The sequence below is a fragment of the Enterococcus xiangfangensis genome (assembly GCF_005405365.1).
In the GTDB taxonomy this organism is placed as follows: domain Bacteria; phylum Bacillota; class Bacilli; order Lactobacillales; family Enterococcaceae; genus Enterococcus_A; species Enterococcus_A xiangfangensis.
Genome location: NZ_BJDX01000010.1, coordinates 96,876 through 112,842, shown reverse-complemented (window position 1 = coordinate 112,842; position 15,967 = coordinate 96,876). Strand labels below are relative to the sequence as shown.

16 protein-coding genes are annotated in these 15,967 nt (G+C 39.3%); 12 read left to right on the top strand and 4 right to left on the bottom strand.

The features are described from left to right. Nucleotides 1-7: 7 nt before the first annotated feature. Both FFM68_RS11315 and FFM68_RS11310 read right to left on the bottom strand, forming a co-directional pair. Complete coding sequence (locus tag FFM68_RS11315; protein ID WP_239585156.1) at nt 8-1,381, bottom strand: PH domain-containing protein; 1,374 nt, start codon at nt 1,379-1,381, stop codon at nt 8-10. A 2-nt stretch (nt 1,382-1,383) separates the two neighbouring features. After that, entirely contained in the window at nt 1,384-1,758 is a 375-nt protein-coding gene (locus FFM68_RS11310; RefSeq protein ID WP_137619415.1) for a GntR family transcriptional regulator, read from the bottom strand. Between the two features lie 181 nt (nt 1,759-1,939). On the opposite strand from FFM68_RS11310, the gene mnmA reads away from it, so the two are divergent. Then, nucleotides 1,940-3,058 (top strand): tRNA 2-thiouridine(34) synthase MnmA, encoded by a 1,119-nt coding sequence (gene mnmA, locus FFM68_RS11305; protein WP_137619414.1) that lies wholly within the window; start codon nt 1,940-1,942, stop codon nt 3,056-3,058. A gap of 58 nt (nt 3,059-3,116) precedes the next feature. On the opposite strand, the gene FFM68_RS11300 is transcribed toward mnmA, so the two are convergent. Next, nucleotides 3,117-3,347: a hypothetical protein gene (locus tag FFM68_RS11300; protein ID WP_137619443.1), complete on the bottom strand. Its 231-nt coding sequence runs from the start codon at nt 3,345-3,347 to the stop codon at nt 3,117-3,119. Between the two features lie 329 nt (nt 3,348-3,676). On the opposite strand from FFM68_RS11300, the gene FFM68_RS11295 reads away from it, so the two are divergent. The 6 genes from FFM68_RS11295 (at nt 3,677) to FFM68_RS11270 (ending at nt 9,581) form a co-directional block, all read left to right on the top strand. Beyond that, nucleotides 3,677-4,048, top strand: coding sequence for a DUF1033 family protein (locus tag FFM68_RS11295; RefSeq protein WP_137619413.1), 372 nt, complete (start codon nt 3,677-3,679; stop codon nt 4,046-4,048). Further along, entirely contained in the window at nt 3,987-6,062 is a 2,076-nt protein-coding gene (locus FFM68_RS11290) for a DNA topoisomerase III (RefSeq protein WP_137619412.1), read from the top strand. The genes FFM68_RS11295 and FFM68_RS11290 overlap by 62 nt, the downstream gene beginning before the upstream one ends. Before the next feature lie 252 nt (nt 6,063-6,314). Next, complete coding sequence (locus FFM68_RS11285) at nt 6,315-7,250, top strand: ATP-binding cassette domain-containing protein (RefSeq protein WP_137619411.1); 936 nt, start codon at nt 6,315-6,317, stop codon at nt 7,248-7,250. Beyond that, entirely contained in the window at nt 7,225-8,004 is a 780-nt protein-coding gene (locus tag FFM68_RS11280; RefSeq protein WP_137619410.1) for an ABC transporter permease, read from the top strand. The genes FFM68_RS11285 and FFM68_RS11280 overlap by 26 nt, the downstream gene beginning before the upstream one ends. 8 nt (nt 8,005-8,012) lie before the next feature. Continuing rightward, nucleotides 8,013-8,672, top strand: coding sequence for a response regulator transcription factor (locus tag FFM68_RS11275; protein ID WP_137619409.1), 660 nt, complete (start codon nt 8,013-8,015; stop codon nt 8,670-8,672). Between the two features lie 12 nt (nt 8,673-8,684). Further along, nucleotides 8,685-9,581 (top strand): sensor histidine kinase, encoded by an 897-nt coding sequence (locus tag FFM68_RS11270; protein ID WP_137619408.1) that lies wholly within the window; start codon nt 8,685-8,687, stop codon nt 9,579-9,581. A 66-nt stretch (nt 9,582-9,647) separates the two neighbouring features. Here the strand turns inward: FFM68_RS11270 and FFM68_RS11265 are convergent, their stop codons facing one another. Then, nucleotides 9,648-10,571, bottom strand: a complete 924-nt coding sequence (locus tag FFM68_RS11265) for a ketopantoate reductase family protein (RefSeq protein WP_137619407.1) — start codon at nt 10,569-10,571, stop codon at nt 9,648-9,650. Nucleotides 10,572-10,716: 145 nt separating this feature from the next. Between FFM68_RS11265 and FFM68_RS11260 the strand changes: the two genes are divergently transcribed. From FFM68_RS11260 to FFM68_RS11240, 5 genes are all read left to right on the top strand, one after another. Next, on the top strand, nt 10,717-11,211 hold the full coding sequence (locus FFM68_RS11260; RefSeq protein WP_137619406.1) for a TetR/AcrR family transcriptional regulator: 495 nt from the start codon (nt 10,717-10,719) through the stop codon (nt 11,209-11,211). A gap of 98 nt (nt 11,212-11,309) precedes the next feature. Continuing rightward, nucleotides 11,310-13,988: a sigma-54-dependent transcriptional regulator gene (locus FFM68_RS11255; protein WP_137619405.1), complete on the top strand. Its 2,679-nt coding sequence runs from the start codon at nt 11,310-11,312 to the stop codon at nt 13,986-13,988. Nucleotides 13,989-14,107: 119 nt separating this feature from the next. After that, nucleotides 14,108-14,425: a PTS sugar transporter subunit IIB gene (locus tag FFM68_RS11250; protein WP_137619404.1), complete on the top strand. Its 318-nt coding sequence runs from the start codon at nt 14,108-14,110 to the stop codon at nt 14,423-14,425. Nucleotides 14,426-14,436: 11 nt separating this feature from the next. Next, nucleotides 14,437-14,766 (top strand): PTS lactose/cellobiose transporter subunit IIA, encoded by a 330-nt coding sequence (locus FFM68_RS11245; RefSeq protein ID WP_137608770.1) that lies wholly within the window; start codon nt 14,437-14,439, stop codon nt 14,764-14,766. An 11-nt stretch (nt 14,767-14,777) separates the two neighbouring features. After that, nucleotides 14,778-15,917 carry a GNAT family N-acetyltransferase gene (locus tag FFM68_RS11240; protein WP_137619403.1) on the top strand — a complete coding sequence of 380 codons (1,140 nt, stop codon included), beginning with the start codon at nt 14,778-14,780 and terminating at the stop codon, nt 15,915-15,917. Nucleotides 15,918-15,967: the final 50 nt, after the last annotated feature.

The window sequence follows — 15,967 nt, the reverse complement described above, 5'->3', positions numbered from 1 at the left end:
TGGTTTTTTAGTGATTGAAGTGTTGGATCATTTGATACAACTTTTTCGTTTCTGCTGGTTTTTTATTTGTATAGTAATAAGAACGATCTTTGGTATGGATTATTAAAATGGGTTTTGACTGATGGTCAACGAATAAAATTGCAGATTCTCCTGCGATTCGATAATGACCAATGTCATAGTCATTAGTTGCAAGCCCATTTGTTCGAACACCTGTCGGTAGTTGTTTGGTCAACTCTACTTTTGTGATTTGATCAAATGGAATGTTCTGCTCTTTGACAAAATGACCATCGAGGATGACTGTTTCATTTTTTATTTCATAACTAAGCGGATCGGGATGATAATCCAATACGTATAATGGGACAAAGGTAACCGCCATAGCCGCGATCAAAATTATCGGGACCAATCCCAAAAAGATTTTTCCAGCGGTTTTGCCTAAATTAATGGAGATATTCATACCAATTCGATCGGGAATCATCAAGCGATTATCATCTGGATTATAATACATCCCATAACGCCAATAATAATCCTCACCGAAATAACGAAAAGTAGCGGTACTAGTCAATAACTGATCTTGCTTTCTCCGAAGTCGGATCAACCACCACAGAGAAACACCACAAAATAAAAGGATCAAACTGATTTCGAAAATCGTCAGGATAGTAAAAAATGAGGCCGCCATTTTCATCGTCAACAATGGAACAAAAACGATCAAGCTGATAATGCCACTCATGAAAACGGAGAGACTTGACCAGTAAAATTTCGTGAGATCATTGTATTGTTGATTGATTTTTTGATCGTCGGTCAATGGGCGAACCGGCAAACGGTTAATGACCCGCCAAGTAAAAAACATCATGCCCCAGATGAGTATGTTAACAATCAAGAACATCAGTGCCAGATCCGGCATCGCTTGTTGATAAAGCAGCCCGCAAAGTAACAGGATCAGACCTAAAGACAATAGAAACCACCCGGCCGAGACAAGTTTGCGATTTTTTTCAAGGACTAGACGAGTATCGATCTGGATCGGTTGAGCAGTTAGCTGCCAATGATTTTCAGCAATCAGCTGATGTCCCTTACGGATGTAGCGCAAGGTGATCAAATAATTTGTACCGATAGTCAAATATAAGAGTAGGAAGAACAGCAGCATAAAACTAGAATCTTTCATAGGAATCAATAGCATGAAATCGAGAAGCGTTAAGATCAATGCTGCTTGGAATTGCCGAGTACGGAAACTTTTTGAAAAGTTTAGTACCTTTGGATCATTGATTTTATCTGCTGGAAAAGTATTTTCAACAATCACATAATTATGTGGTTTCGCAGCCAAACTGCTGACAAAAGCCATAATAAAGTTGCAAGCGATTAAGACTACTAAAATAATTGGAGCCATCATTAGTTCTCACCCTTTCTAAAAGAAGATAAAATTGTTTGAATCTTATCACGCAATTTCTCTTCATCCGGTTCAGCCAAATAAAGTTCGGCTAATAAAAGTGTTAAATTTTCTTCATTGGTTTTACTTGAAGGAACGGGTAGCGGCGCAACGATAGTTCCTTTGCGGCGATCAGTCAGCAAATAGCCTTCTTCGCGCAACTGCTGATAGCCCTTTGAGACAGTCATTGTGTTGATGCCGATCTCATCAGCGATTTGGCGAACAGTGGGCAGTTGTTCAGCGGGATTCAAGTCACCTTTTGCAATCCCAATAATGATTTGTTTGCGCAACTGTAAATAAATGGGTTCATCTGAATGAGGATTGATTTCTAAAATCATAGTAGCAACCTCCTTTGTATTGTTTATATTAATACAAACGATACAAAAAGACAAGAAAAACGCCAATGAGGAATAATTTATCGAAAATTTAGGATTTATGTTGTATAATGCATGTTACTGAAAAGTTGCGACCTTCAAATCGTAGAGTTTTCGGAATCTAGATTGAAATGATGGTGATACTGTGTCTAACAGCAACACACGAGTCGTCGTAGGAATGAGCGGCGGCGTCGATTCATCAGTAACTGCTTTGTTGTTAAAAGAACAAGGTTATGATGTAGTCGGCATTTTTATGAAAAATTGGGACGACACCGATGAAAATGGTGTTTGTACCGCGACGGAAGATTACAAGGACGTGGCGAAAGTCGCTGCCCAAATTGGGATCCCTTATTACTCTGTCAACTTTGAAAAGGAATATTGGGATCGTGTCTTTGAATATTTCTTAGCAGAATATCGTGCCGGACGCACGCCTAATCCAGACGTAATGTGTAACAAAGAAATCAAATTCAAAGCTTTCTTAGATTACGCGATGGAATTAGGAGCAGATTATGTAGCAACTGGACATTACGCCCAAGTCGAAAAAGACGAAAATGGTGTCGTCCATATGTTGCGCGGTGTTGATAACAACAAAGACCAAACCTATTTCTTGAGTCAATTATCACAAGAACAGTTGGCAAAAACGCTATTTCCATTAGGCGGAATGCAAAAACCAGAAGTTCGTGCGATTGCTGAACGTGCTGGCCTTGCAACGGCTAAGAAAAAAGATTCAACGGGTGTTTGTTTCATCGGTGAAAAGAATTTCAAACAATTTTTAAGCAACTATCTGCCTGCCAAAAAAGGGAAGATGGTAACATTAGACGGCGAAGAAAAAGGCGAACACGATGGATTGATGTATTATACGATCGGCCAACGTCAAGGCTTAGGTATCGGCGGCGGCGGAAAAACGCAAGAACCGTGGTTTGTTGTTGGTAAAGATTTAACAACAAATACATTGTATGTCGGTCAAGGTTTCCATCATGAAGCATTGTATGCGACGAGTTTGGATGCTAGTGAAATTCATTTTACAACGAACGAAAGTCAACCAAAAGAATTCAAGTGTACCGCGAAATTCCGCTATCGTCAGCAAGATGTTCCTGTGACGGTTCGATTGTTGGATGGCGACCGGGCTGAAGTAATTTTTGATGAACCCATTCGTGCGATCACACCAGGACAAGCAGTTGTCTTTTATGAAGGAATGGAATGCTTAGGCGGCGGATTGATTGATCACGCGTACCAAGCAACAAAAGAATTACAATATATTTAAAAAAAGTTGGCAACAAAAAAAGTAGTCACCGTTGAATTTGACGGGTGACTACTTTTTATTATGCAAGGCCTTGAGAAAAATGGGCCATTGCGACTTTGACTTCATCTAATTTTTCCGGTTTGATTAAGGGAAAAAGTTGTTCTTGCAATTGTTTGAATTCTTGTAAGTTTAACGCAGTTGTTTCTTGGTCCGCAAAACTTTTAATTAAGATTTTCTTTGCCTCGTCCTCTTTACCTTCAATGGTGTTGTTAAGGAAGAAATCAAGAAATTTTAATTGTCCATCAAGCATGTTCGTCACTTCTTTCATTAGAATTATTTATTAGTATAAAAAACTAACGAAAATTTTACCATTAATAAGACTTATAATTTATAAGTTTCTTGTCGAAGGAAGGCCTGCTGAATGCCAAGAGGGCTCCAAAACAGTTTTCATTCTTCTTGCAAAAATTATATAAAATTCTTTTGCGTTGTGGTAGGATACAATTAAGAAAAAAGCAACATTTTTCTGCAAAAATTTTATAGTTTTCAATTTTTTGTTGAACTTATTTCAATTGAGAACATTTTTCTTGTATTTTTATTTCATGATACTTATGATTGGGGTAGAAAGAAGGAGAGAGCAAGATGTATCAGGTGATTACCATGTATGGCGACAATGAACCTTGGTGGTTCTTTGAAGAATGGCAAACAGATATCCAAGAGACCGCGACTTTTGAAGAGTTTGATGCGGCAGTAGCTTATTATGAGCATCGTTGGAGCGAGCTCCAAAAAACCAATACATATAGCAATGCGAAACAGAATTATTTAAGCGCATTTTGGAAAGATCAAGACGAGCGCTGGTGCGAAGAGTGTGATGATTATTTGCAACAGTACTGGGGACTAGCGCTATTAAAAGATGAACAACCATTAACGGTTGCTAGCAGAAAGGAATTTTATGAAACAGCTCATTATAGCGGAAAAGCCAAGTGTTGCAAGAGACTTGAGCAAGGTGCTTAACGCCAATCAAAAAAATAAGAATTATTTTGAAGGACCCAATGTTGTTGTGACTTGGGCCCTTGGTCATTTATTGAGTCTAAAAATGCCCGAAGATCTAAATAGCGAGTGGCAAAGTTGGCAAATGGAGACATTGCCGATGATTCCAAAATATATTGGAATCAAACCATTGCCGAAAACCCGCGGACAATTGAAATCAATCCAGCAACTAGCCAAACGCAAAGATATTTCAGAAGCCGTGATCGCGACAGACGCTGGTCGCGAGGGCGAACTTGTTGCCCGCTGGATCTTGGAATATGTGCGCTTTGAAAAACCTGTCAAACGGCTGTGGATCTCTTCGCAGACCAATAAAGCAATCAAGGATGGCTTCAAACAATTAAAACCAGCCAAAGAATACGATAATTTGTATCAGTCCGCTTTAGCACGAGCAAAAGCAGATTGGCTAGTTGGACTGAATGTCACACGTGCATTGACGGTCAAATATGAAGACAGTTTATCCGCAGGTCGGGTACAAACACCGACACTTGCGATGGTCCGCCAGCAAGAAAAGAAAATTGAAAAATTCCGTCCGCAGAATTATTTTGTCATTTCTTTAGAAGTTGATGGTCAAAAAGCTAAGTTGAATCAAAAGAACCCGTATAGTATCACAGAGCGGGAAACTGCAGAAGAGCTAGTCAAAGAAATGATGCGGGCAAAAGGGACAGTATCTGATATTACTGAAAAAGAAAAAACTGAACCCGCACCGCTTCCTTATGATTTAACAGAAATTCAAAGAGAAGCCAATGCTCGGTATCAATTTTCTGCGAAGAAGACGCTGACGCTCGTTCAAAGCTTATATGAAACGCATAAAATCGTGACCTATCCACGAACAGATAGTAAATATCTGACAAATGATATGAAAGCGACCATGAAAGAACGATTGCAAGCAATCAGTGATTTTGCACCAGAAGTGAAAACATACATTAAAAACGGCGCGCAAGTAAAACAAACGCGCGTGTTCCAGGATAATAAAGTGACGGATCACCATGCCTTGATTCCAACGGAACAACGTCCGCGCTTTGAAAAACTGTCGACGGATGAACAACGGATCTATAACTTGATCGTGACACGTTTCTTAGGGTTATTTGCAGAAGCGCATAAAGAAAGACAGCAAAAAGTAACGGTAACTTTCCAAAACGAAACATTTACTTTCCGTCAAAACACAGTTTTAACAGCTGGCTGGAAGCCGGCTGAAGAAGCAAGAAAAACGGTTCAATGGTCTGCTGGAATGAGAATCGTCCCTAAATTCACAATTGAAAAAGCCTTGACCACACCGCCAAAACCGTTGAATGAAGGCACATTGCTTGCTCAGATGGAAAAACACAGCTTGGGAACACCCGCAACGCGAGCAGAGATCATTGAAAAATTAATCAAGTCTGAATTGATGGAGCGGACGAGTACGGGACTAGCCGTCTCGCCAAAGGGCAAACAACTATTAGAGTTGGTGAACCCGTCATTAGTGACTCCAGAACTAACCGAAAAATGGGAAAAACAATTAGAAGCGATCGCTAATGGTAAGTACAGCAGTAAACAGTTTTTACAAGAAATCGAAGCGGATACGAAAAAATTAGTCAGCGAAGTTAAACACAGCGACAAAAAATATCAAGATTTCTCCATTACAGCTAAAAAATGTCCAGAGTGTGGATCACCGTTGCGAGAAAAAAATACTCGTGATGGCAAGATTTATATTTGTACCAATTCTGAATGTACGTATCGCCGTCGGAAAGATCCTAAAGTCTCCAATCATCGCTGTCCACAATGTCACCGCAAGATGGAAATCATTGATGGCAAAAACGGGGCGTATTTCCGTTGCAAGTATGATGGGACGACTGAGAAAATGTTAGATAAGAAAGAGCGTTCGAAAAAAATGACGAAACATGAAGAACGTCGTTTATTGAAGAAAATCAACGATCAAGAAGAACCACAAGAAAGTCCGTTGGCTGCGGCATTAAAAGCAGCAATGAAAGGCAATGACTAGAAAGCCAAGACAAATTTTATGTCTACCATTTCATTTACCGACCATTATGATGAGGTCTTGTAAGAACTAAAAGCAAAGGGTGTGACAGTTGTCACATCCTTTTTTTTCGAATAAGTGGTGTTCCGACTTCGGTGGCAATAAGCGTAAATTTTTTTAAGGGACTATTTCGTTTTCTTTATACTTTTTTTATCTTTTACAGCGGGTTTCTTTATGCTTCTTCGTTAAACTACAAAAAAAGGAGTGAAAGCATCCATGCAGGAAATAGTCTTGAAAACAACCAATGTTACCAAAAAGTATCAAGGAATTCATGCGCTAGATAATGTATCCATCGCTATTAAGCGTGGCGCGATCTATGGTTTGATTGGTGAAAATGGCGCTGGAAAATCTACGTTTATGCGAGCGATTATGGATTTGATCGCAATTGACGGAGGAGAAATCGAATTATTTGGACGAACTGACAAAAAAGGGTTGCAGCAAGCCCGCCGTCAAATGGGACAGTCCATTGAATCTCCAGCTTTGTATCCAGAGTTGACCGCTAAAGAAAATTTACAAGTACAGGCCGCAAATGGAGGCGTCGGGGACAGTCGAATTTCTGAATTGCTAGAGCTGTTGAATCTTCAAACTACCGGTAAAAAGAAAGTGAAGAATTTTTCTTTAGGCATGCGTCAACGGTTAGCGATTGCGATGGCATTAATCACAAATCCAGAATTTTTAATTTTGGATGAACCGACAAATGGATTGGATCCATCCGGAATCGTCGAGATTAGAGAAATTATTCAACAGTTAGTGACTGAAAAAGGGATCACCGTTTTGCTTTCCAGTCATCTATTGAATGAGTTGGCAGAAATTGCGACAGATTATGGAATCTTGCACAAAGGTAGGCTGATCAAAGAAGTGACGAAGGAGGAATTACAGCAAGAAAGTCGGCAATTTATTGAATTAGAAACACCTGTTGTTCAACAAGCATTGGTAGTTTTGGATGCACAACTGATTACTGACTATAAAGTAATCGATCAAAAGACGATTCATATCTATCAACAAAATGATCAGGTGGCACAACTCAATCAAAGTTTGGTCTCAGCGGACATACCCGTCACGCGCATCGGGGTGACCCGTCAAAATTTGGAAACTTATTTCTTGGAACTTACGGAGGGAAACGAACATGACAAACTTACTTCGAGCCGATAAATTAAAACTATTGAAAAGCCGGAAGTTGTGGGTCGTTCTCGAACTTTTTGCGTTCATCCCGATTTTTCAAGTCGTCAATAGTTGGGTTGAAACGCAACACGGTGTTGTGCTGGCCCCAATAAAAGATTTAGTGATCAATGGTGCTTCTGGGGTGTTGGGTGTAGCAAAAAATAGTGAGGTCGTTTTATTTATTTTAGCGGCATTGGTCAGCTTTTTTATCAATGAGGAATTTCAACAAGGAACGATCCGCAACGCGCTATCGATCGGTCGCAGCCGTAGCAGTTTTTATTTTGCCAAGGGTGTGACTTTAGCTGTCGTCACATTAGTTGCGTGTCTCTTGCTGACTTTTTTTGAAATCATCTGTTTCACGATTTTCTTCGGCTTTGGTTCAATGGACGGAATCGATCATTATTTTCTTTATGCAGTTAACACTTTTTTGACAATTTATTTATTGATACTGGCGAACATAGCGGTTTTTGTCATGATCTCTTTCATTACAAAAAATATTGGGGTCTCATTGATCTGGAATTGGTTATATATTTTGGGCATCATCTTTGCCCCTTCTTTATTGCAACGCAGTGCAGCAACTCAATTTCTTCTGGATTGGATCACCGGAACTTTCCTATTTTATACTAGCTTTACGCAACCGGCAGAAATTGCTCGTTTTCCATGGATGATCCTCGTGAGTTTGCTGACGATTGTGGTATCATCAGGAATAGGAATTTTCTTTTTTAAACGATCAGATATCAAGTAGGTGAGCAAATGACCAAAATTTTGTTGGTGGAAGACGATGCAGAGATTCAAATGATGATCAAAGAATTATTAACTGAGTATGAAGTAGTCAGTGCCTATTCTGGAACAGAAGGACAATTACGCGTTCAACAGGAGTCTTTCGATTTGATTTTGCTGGATTTGATGCTGCCAGGATTGAATGGAGAAGAATTATTGGCGTGGATCCGTCAGCGTTCTGCTTTGCCGATCATCGTAATCTCCGCAAAAAATGATCTAACAGAAAAAATTGCGCTGCTGCAAGCAGGGGCAGATGATTATTTGGTCAAACCGTTTGATTTATATGAATTATTAGCGCGGATTCAGATCCAATTACGCCATGCCGCGAAGGAACCAACGAATCAGATACTGAGTTATCAAGAGCTTTCCATTGATTTAGAGACACGGGAAGTGCGGGTAAATGAGACCATTTTGCATTTAACTGCTAGAGAATACGCGATCTTGCTGCTCTTTTTGCAATTTCCTAAAAAAGTATTCAGTCGCAGTAATATTTATGAAAATGTTTGGCAGGAACCTTTTTTTGAGAGTGAAAAGACGATTAACGTGCACATCAGTAATTTGCGGGGGAAACTGCAGCAGGCAGGTGCGGAATATATCAAAACAGTTTGGGGCGTAGGCTTTAAATTCGATTAAGGAGTCAATGACATGTGGGGAATAGCAAGTATCGTAGGTCTCTTACTGCTGATAGGTGGAAGCTATCTGTATGGTCTTAAACGGGAGTTGAGACGCTTGCAGCAGCAAGTCAAAGAGCTACCGGAACATGCTTCTCATGGAGGAAGGATAGCGGTAGAGTTTCACGAAAACGATCTAGTTCAGTTGGCAGAAGCTGTCAATCAATTAGTAACAGGCTATGAGGAGCAAAATATTCATAGTAAACAATTGGAAAAAAATCTACAGCAGGCGATAACAGGCTTGTCTCACGATCTGCGTACGCCATTGACCGCTATCAGCGGCTATACACAATTACTGGAAAAAGAAAATGATTCGCAAAAACAGCAACAATATTTGCAAAATATCCATAAATCAGTGGAACGATTGATTGAAATGAATGAGCATTTTTATGAATTAGCAAAAATCGAGTTGAATCAACAGCCCATTCAACAAGAACGCTTTTCTAGTTATCAGCGGCTGGAAGAATTATTTATCACGTATTATGAACAATTCACGGCACAGCAGTTAACAGTGCGATTCCCAGAAAATGTACCTGAGACTTGGATTTTAGGAGATCCGCTTTTGTATACTCGTATCGTTCAAAACATCATTCAAAACAGTCTACGGTATGCCAAAGAACAAATCATTATTTCGGTGAACGTGGATAAACAAGTGGTTTTGCAGATCAAAAATGATTTGAACGATCCGTCACTGGATATTCAGCGGGTATTTGACCGCTTTTATACAGGAAATACTAGTCGAACCAATGCCGCCAGCGGTTTGGGCTTAACAATCGCTAAAACCATGGCAGAAAAAATGGGCGGCACGATGACCGCTGAAATAAAAGACCATTTTTTCTGTCTGACGATGTCTTTTCCTAAAATAAGGTAAGCAGTAAACATAGAAGATAAAAAACATCAAAGGATGACCTTTGATGTTTTTTTAGTATAGTGGGATCTATAAAGACCGTTCATATTTTTCTTTTGCTGCTTGCAACAGTGAGTCGAGCTGTGGAGCGGGTATTGTCTGATAACGTTCGAACGACTGGATCAAATGATAGATTTCTTTAAAGGTACCTTGAACAAGCTGACTGATAGGCAGCCGGTAGTATATAGTGAAAAATAATTTTATTAGCCGCGGGTGGTGCAAGAATCTTTTTTGACCGCTTGGCAATATTTCTACACCAGCTGTTTCTAAAAGGGCAAAAGCCTCTTTCGTAGCAAGCGATAGCGCCGCTAAATCACCTGACTTGCGAATTTTTTCAGAGGAAAAATCATACAGGTATTCAAAAGAATTCTGAATCATAATCAAGACTGCGTGGCTTTTCAGCCAATCATCTATTTTTGTTTCGTAACTCCAAGTAGAATCGCTTTGGCTGAATGCAGCATTTAAAAGCTGGGTGATTTTAAAATCAGTATGCAGCGAGCCGACTTTCAGTTTTCCTTTTCCAAAGCGCAAAATAGAAATCCCTTTTTCAGTATTCGTTCCGCCAGTCATTTGAAACCCAAAATAAATAGTTTTAGGAGACTTGCTTTTTTCTTGCAATTCTTTTTCTAAAGCAGTTGCATCAAGTTGGTTGCCGATAAAAAGAATCGTGGAGCTATTGTTTCTTGCCAACGGTTCGATGATCGTTGGAAAATCACTATATTTCATTGTAACAAAAACCAAATCATATCGGTCATCTGGGTGGAGGGTCTCAATCACACGAATGGAATTTTTGGTTTGCTTTTGCTGAAGCGAGTGGTACAGCACTAGACCATCCGTTAACAATTTTTCCTTCCTTTTTCCTCGCGCTAACAGTGTAACTTCATTGTGTTTATTCATCAGTGAATGCGCAAGAAAACTTCCTTGGATACCCGCGCCATAAATTAATAGCTTCATTTATTCCATCCTTTCAATAATCAACAAGTGTTGATTATTCAACTTGTGTACAATATGATAGAGGAACAGGTAAAAAGTTGCAATCAACAAAATCTTATTTGTGTTGATTACTCAACAGAATCGAAGAAATGATTGGAGCAAAATGATGGATCGACGGAAACGAAAAACCCAAAAAGGGATCACGGTAGTTTTTTATCAACTGTTAAAAGAAAAAAGCTATGAAGAAATATCAGTCAGTCAAATTTGCCAAATTGCAGATATCAATCGTGGAACATTCTATCTTCATTTTATTGATAAAGATGATTTACTTGAAAAAAGTATTGCTGATGAAATGCAAAGATTAGTCGAATATTGTGAGCAAAATGGCGAAACAGATAATCAGAAAAAACTCGAAAAGACCTTTGAGTATATCACTGAACATCGTGAAAAATTGAAACGACTGCTCAATGCGGATAAACAAGGTTTTTTTACTCAGTTTCAAATCGATTATTTGCTGGAGCAGTTGACCGGTCAATCACATTTAACTAGTCTGTTTTTTGCGCATGGAATTGTTGGGCTGTTGGAATATTACTTGCTGAACGATATTTCTAAAATTGAAATCTCACAGGAATTGGAAAAAATCACGCAGTTACTTCGTTAGAACCGTCTGAAAACTTTCTCAAGGATAATTTAGTAGAAATCTAAAAAGAAAAGGGTTACAATGATAAATGGTTTAGACCATTTGCAGGAGGGATTTTTTTGAAATCAAGAAAAGATGAAGTATTGGATGTATTGAGAGCAAATCCTAACGAACAAACGGCACAAGAGTTGGCAAATCAACTAGGGGTCGATCGGACGAACGTCAGCCGCTATTTGAATGAATTAACAAAAGAAGGGGCAGTCAAAAAAATAGATGGCCGTCCGGTAAAATTTCAAATTGCTACAGTATCAACAGAAAAACATATCAATTTTGACAACCTGATTGGTCGCGAAGATTCATTAAAGAGTCAGATCCAAAAATCTAAAGCGGCGATTTTGTATCCGCCGCGAGGGTTGCACACGATTATTTTTGGTGAGACAGGAACCGGGAAAACGATGTTTGCAGAATGTATGTATCGTTTTGCTGTTTCCGCTGCTGTTTTAGATGAGAGTGCACCGTTTATCACGTTCAACTGTGCAGATTATGCTCAAAATCCGCAACTGCTTTACGGTCATATTTTTGGAGTGAAGCGCGGAGCGTTTACCGGAGCAGAACAAAATCGCGAAGGTTTGATGGAAAAAGCCGACGGCGGGATTTTATTTCTAGATGAGATCCATCGTCTGCCGCCAGAAGGTCAAGAGATGCTCTTTACTTTTATTGATAAAGGAACGTTTCGTTCATTAGGCGATGGTCAAGAAAAACAAGCATCGGTCCAAATCATAGGAGCTACGACAGAGACAAGCTCGGTGTTTTTATCGACGTTCAATCGTAGAATCCCTATGCAGATCGAACTGCCGTCTTTAGCAGAACGCTCATTAGATGAACGATTAGCAATCATTAAAGAGTTTTTGCAGCAAGAAGCCAATCGTCTGATGCAAGAAATCGCGATCGATAAACGCAGTCTGCTAGCTTTTCTTTTATATAATGCCGAAGGAAATATCGGGCAGTTGAAGCGCGATTTGAAATTAGTTTGTGCTAAGGCATTTTTACACCATCAAACGACTAGTGAATCAGAAAAATTGATGATTGTAGAAGAAGATCTACCATTAGTCGTCCAAAAAGGCTTGCTACGGATGAATGAGGTTCAAGACAAGTTGACACTTTTTATGGATAAGAAAAATCTTTATTTGACGTTGAAGCCGGGAACTGAAGAAGTTGTTTGGGGACAAGATCCAAATAAAGATATGGAAGTTTATCATTCGATTACTTATAAATTGGAAAAGTTAGGACGCGAAAACTTATCAGAAATCGATCTAGAGGAGCTGATCTCTGATGATGTCGATCAATATTTTGAGACGTATGTCGAGGAGCTTTCCCATACGAACGCGTATCGAGAAATCATTTCAGATGATCTTTGGAAACTAGTGAACAGTCTGTATGATTTTGCTTCTAAGCAAATGCAGCGAGAATATGACGAAAAAGTGCGCTTTGCTTTTGCCTTGCATATCAGTTCGACGATCGAACGGATTCGCGGAAATCAATTTATCTCCCATCCTAATTTGAATGATATCCGTCGCAATTATTCAAAAGAATTCCAATTGGCTATTGAATTGTCCAATCAGATCGAAGAAGCCTATAATATTCTGATTCCGTTAGATGAAATCGGATTTATCACAATGTTTTTGACGATGGACAACCAAGAAGCGAAAAAGGTCGATGAACGGCAAGTAGCGGTATTAGTGGTCATGCATGGGAAATCAACGGCCTCGAGTATGTTAGAGACCGTTCAGGATCTATTGGGGACGACTAACGGGATTGCATTCAATATGCCGCTGACGTTGGACACTGAGGCGATGTATGGTCAGATTAAAAATTATATCCAAGCAAGACGCGAAACTTTTTCAGAAGGAATCATTTTACTGACAGATATGGGATCACCAAATAATTTTGGTAATTTGATCTTTCATGAGATGGAAATTCGGACTCGCGTGATTTCGATGGCAAGTACGATGCTGGTGTTAGAAAGTTTACGGCTGGCAACATTAGGCCGCTCTTTGGAAGAAATCTACACGAGCGTTATCTCGATGTTCCAAAACATGGTTCGATTAGAAGAGCCGACCCAAAAAGATGAAAAGAAAGTGATCATCGTAGCTTGTTTTACCGGTGAGGGTGTTTCCAAACGTTTGAATGAAGTGGTTTCGCAAATCGTCAATCTGGAAGAATTTGAGATCATTCAGATGCAGTCTTTGGAACGGGAAAGTTTCAAACATCGGATCGATCAGCTGATCACTCATAAAGATATCGTGGCGATTGTAGGAACGATGGAGATCCATTATCAAAAGATCCCATTTATTCCCGCAATGAATTTATTCAAGCGGGATAAAATCTTAGAATTTCAAGATTTATCGGGCAGTACGATCTCTCTACCGGAAATGGTCGATTCATTGACGAAAGATTTTTTACCCGAAATAGATGTAAAAACACTTTTTTTACTGATCGATGATGTGCTGCAAGGAATTCGTAAAGAACAAGAACTAATTATTGAAAATACGGCGGTTCAGGCATTGAGTGTCCATCTCGCTTTTTTGGTGGACAAAATCAAAAAAGGCGAAGAACGTCCAGCATTTGAGAATGTAAAATATTTTCACCAACAGCATCAATTACGATTTAATCAAACGGCTATTAAGCTGACAGTCATTGAAAAACAATTTGGTATTCGGTTTACGGAAGATGACATTGCATACATTGTAAAAACACTTGAAGATAATCGAGTAGAACTAGGATCGCACAGTGTGTAATCCTAGTTTTTTTGTGTGTAAGATGAAAACCTTATCATACGGGCTTCTGTGCAACGGAAAAGTTGGCACACAACTTGCATTATATAAAGTGAATAAGAAAAAACGAAGGGGTGTCAATTATGAAAAGAATTATGTTAGTTTGTGCAGCAGGCATGAGCACGAGTTTATTAGTGACAAAAATGGAAAAAGCTGCTGAAGCTGAGGGAGTAGAATCAGACATTTTTGCAGTTTCATCTTCAGAAGCAGATGCGAAATTAGAAGATGCAAGCAAACCAGTTGATGTTTTATTATTAGGACCGCAAGTTCGATTTATGAAAGGGCAGTTTGAAACAAAATTAGCAGATCAAGGTATTCCAGTCGCAGTTATCGATATGAAAGATTACGGTATGATGAATGGCGAAGCTGTTTTAAATACCGCACTTAATCTGATGAAGTAGGAGTGGAGCAGATGAGCGATGCAATGAGTCAAGAACAATTAGAAGCAGTCATGGGTTTGATCATCAACGCGGGTAATGCAAAAAGCGATGCAATGGAAGCGATTCAAGCAGCTAAAACCGGCGATTTTGCCTTAGCGCAAGAAAAGCTTGAAGCAGCGGATCATGCCTTAGTCGAAGCACATCATTCTCAAACCGGATTGTTAACAGAAGAAGCCAGCGGAACTCCGATGACATTGACATTGTTAGCTGTCCACAGTCAAGATCATTTAATGACGAGTATTACTTTCAACGATATGGCAAAAGAAGTCGTCGAGCTATATAAACGTTTGGGGAATGAATAGGAAGTGATCTGGTGAAACTAACGCGTGATCATCAATCATTGGAAGCAATCACAAGTTTAATTGAATACGCTTTTAAAAAACAACAACCGATCATCAATGATCCGCTCTTTTTATCTCGTTATGAGCATGCGGATTGTTATGGCGTGTATCAAGACGCAGAACTGACTAACTTAGTCATGGCGAATCATTTTGAGATCCAACTTTTTCAACAAAGAGTCAAAATGGCCGGCGTTGGGTATGTAGCAAGTTATCCAGAATATCGTGGTCAAGGCGGTATCAGCAGTATCATGTCTGAACTGTTATCCGATCTTCATGCACAAGGTGTCGCTGTTTCTCAATTGGCTCCTTTTTCTGAAGCATTTTATCGGCAGTTTGGCTATGAACCGACAAGCCGCAGAAAAACCTACCGCATTCCAGCAAAAGCCTTTACTTATTTACCAAGTGAAAGGAGAGGGCAGGTCAAACGTGGAACTTGGCAACAGATGAAACCGCTTATTCAAACGGTTTATCAACGTTTATTGATGCAGCAGCAAGTTGGAACAGTCGTACGTGAAGACTGGTGGTGGGAACGCTTAAATGAGTATTACCCGCATCGTTTTTATGCCGCAGCTTTTGATGATATGGGTGCTGCTAAAGGGTATATCATTTATCGAATGCAAGGAAACACATTAGCTGTTGATGAATTAGCCTATGAAAATGACTTTGCTTTACGAAAATTATTAACGTATCTAAAAGCCCATGTCTCATCATTTGAAGAATTTCTTTACCATGCACCCGTTTGCGAACGGATCGAGAAATGTTTTCTTGAGCAAGAAGAGCTCACGATCACTTTAGAACCTTATATGATGAGTCGAATTATTGATATTGAGCAATTATTAACAAAATTTCCAATTCAGCAAAAAGAAATTATTTTAGAAGTAACCGAAGATAAAGAATGTCCTTGGAATGTCGGCAGCTGGCTAGTCAGTCAGGGATCTTGTCAGAAGGTACAAGCTGCAGGCGATATCAAAGCAACGATTCATGGGTGGAGCGAATTATTATTGGGAGAACTAACTTTAGCTGAAGGGATCTTCTTAGGCAAAGTCACAGCTTCAGAATTTGAAACTGAAATTTTCCCCAAAGGTCAACAACAGTTTTATGATTATTTTTAAAACAGTTAACAAGTTCATTTTTATTAAAAAATGAATCAATTAAAATTATT

Excerpts from the sequence above, each read along its gene's own strand:
- FFM68_RS11250 (WP_137619404.1), top strand. The coding sequence starts at position 14,108 with ATGAAAAGAATTATGTTAGTTTGTGCAGCAGGCATGAGCACGAGTTTA.
- FFM68_RS11290 (WP_137619412.1), top strand. The coding sequence starts at position 3,987 with ATGAAACAGCTCATTATAGCGGAAAAGCCAAGTGTTGCAAGAGACTTG.
- FFM68_RS11270 (WP_137619408.1), top strand. The coding sequence starts at position 8,685 with ATGTGGGGAATAGCAAGTATCGTAGGTCTCTTACTGCTGATAGGTGGA.
- FFM68_RS11260 (WP_137619406.1), top strand. The coding sequence starts at position 10,717 with ATGGATCGACGGAAACGAAAAACCCAAAAAGGGATCACGGTAGTTTTT.
- FFM68_RS11280 (WP_137619410.1), top strand. The coding sequence starts at position 7,225 with ATGACAAACTTACTTCGAGCCGATAAATTAAAACTATTGAAAAGCCGG.
- FFM68_RS11245 (WP_137608770.1), top strand. The coding sequence starts at position 14,437 with ATGAGCGATGCAATGAGTCAAGAACAATTAGAAGCAGTCATGGGTTTG.
- FFM68_RS11295 (WP_137619413.1), top strand. The coding sequence starts at position 3,677 with ATGTATCAGGTGATTACCATGTATGGCGACAATGAACCTTGGTGGTTC.
- FFM68_RS11315 (WP_239585156.1), bottom strand. The coding sequence starts at position 1,381 with ATGGCTCCAATTATTTTAGTAGTCTTAATCGCTTGCAACTTTATTATG.
- FFM68_RS11300 (WP_137619443.1), bottom strand. The coding sequence starts at position 3,347 with ATGCTTGATGGACAATTAAAATTTCTTGATTTCTTCCTTAACAACACC.
- FFM68_RS11275 (WP_137619409.1), top strand. The coding sequence starts at position 8,013 with ATGACCAAAATTTTGTTGGTGGAAGACGATGCAGAGATTCAAATGATG.
- FFM68_RS11285 (WP_137619411.1), top strand. The coding sequence starts at position 6,315 with ATGCAGGAAATAGTCTTGAAAACAACCAATGTTACCAAAAAGTATCAA.
- FFM68_RS11310 (WP_137619415.1), bottom strand. The coding sequence starts at position 1,758 with ATGATTTTAGAAATCAATCCTCATTCAGATGAACCCATTTATTTACAG.
- FFM68_RS11265 (WP_137619407.1), bottom strand. The coding sequence starts at position 10,571 with ATGAAGCTATTAATTTATGGCGCGGGTATCCAAGGAAGTTTTCTTGCG.